At 52.2% G+C, this 899-nt stretch carries 1 protein-coding gene; it reads left to right on the top strand.

The annotated features are described in order from the left end of the window. Positions 1-899, top strand: an 899-nt coding sequence (locus ACFQ1C_RS16115; protein WP_379559701.1) for an IS66 family transposase, incomplete at both ends; no start/stop codon positions are given.

Below are 899 nucleotides of genomic sequence, written 5' to 3'. Positions count from 1 at the left end.
GCGGCCTCAGTGCCGCTGAATTGCGTTTGATGCTGGCTAAAATGCAGCAAGAATTCCAAACGGTTGTAGACAAACAAAAGGGCGAGTTAAACGCAGCCCATCGTCGTATCGAGCTACTGGAAGAAATGAACCGCCTGCTCAAAACGCAGAAGTTCAGTGCAAGCAGCGAAAAATCCACCTTTCAGCTCAATCTCTTTGATGAAGCCGAGCTGGAAACCCAACTCGATGAGTTGTTTGACGTGTTGCCTGAAACCCGTGAAGAAGGCGAAGAGCTTACCCAGCAGCGCAAAGCACGTCAGACACGCCAACGGGGTTTCTCGGCAAACCTGGTGCGCGAACGCATTGAGCATACCCTCACCGAGCTTGAAAAAGCCGGTGCCGACAAGACCTTCTTCACCAAAGTGAAAGAAGAGCTGCACTACATCCCGGCTCAACTCAAAGTACTAGAGCACTGGCAAGAAAAAGCAGTGTTCACCGCTAACAACGGCAGCCAAGAAGACCAGATGGCGGCCGCGCAACGTCCGGTGCATCCCTTTGGTAAGTGCTCAGTGACCACCGCACTGATTGCGCACGTCATTACGGATAAGTATGTGTATGGCATGCCGCTGTATCGTCAAGAAGGTAAGTTCAAAAGGCTGGGCCAAGCGATTTACCGTAATAACATGGCACAATGGTGCATGCGCTTCGCTGACACGGCTCAACCCTTACTGCACCTGATGCGTGAGGTGCAAAACAGCGGGGATTACCTTCAAGCCGATGAAACCCGTCTACAAGTGCTGAAAGAAGACGGAAAAACAGCACAATCGGATAAATGGATGTGGGTGACCCGAGGTGGGCCATCCAATCAACTCAGCGTGCTCTTTGAATACGATCCCTCACGTGCCGGGAGCGTAGCCGTG

This window comes from Oceanisphaera ostreae (assembly GCF_042676125.1).
Classification (GTDB): Bacteria; Pseudomonadota; Gammaproteobacteria; order Enterobacterales; family Aeromonadaceae; genus Oceanimonas; species Oceanimonas ostreae.
This window is presented reverse-complemented; position numbering and strand designations above follow the sequence as displayed.